Source organism: Staphylococcus sp. EG-SA-15 (assembly GCF_017151895.1).
In the GTDB taxonomy this organism is placed as follows: Bacteria; Bacillota; Bacilli; order Staphylococcales; family Staphylococcaceae; genus Staphylococcus; species Staphylococcus aureus.
On sequence record NZ_JACVZN010000133.1, the window covers coordinates 1 to 248 of the forward strand.

General features: G+C 34.3%; 2 pseudogenes. One reads left to right on the top strand and one right to left on the bottom strand.

Annotated elements, in window-relative coordinates:
* Window positions 1-127 (top strand): annotated as a pseudogene (locus tag IDG64_RS15310) (hypothetical protein); the annotation flags it as partial.
* Here the strand turns inward: IDG64_RS15310 and IDG64_RS14700 are convergent.
* Window positions 123-248 (bottom strand): annotated as a pseudogene (locus IDG64_RS14700) (GltB/FmdC/FwdC-like GXGXG domain-containing protein); the annotation flags it as partial. The pseudogenes IDG64_RS15310 and IDG64_RS14700 overlap by 5 nt on opposite strands.

A 248-nucleotide genomic window follows, 5' to 3' on the forward strand; every position in this document is an offset into this window, starting at 1 on the left:
TAGAGGTAAAGCACATCATGTTGTTAATTTTATGCATTTTATTGCACAAGAATTAAGAGAAATTTTAGCATCTTTAGGTTTGAAACGTGTAGAAGACTTAGTTGGAAGAACTGATTTATTACAACGACAACATCTACACCACTATTTCTAATACAGAATCTTTCTCCTGCACTACCGTTAATAAATGCCTTACCACCTGTCGCACCATAGAATGAGACGTTACCAGCAATAATTTCATTTTGTCGTTC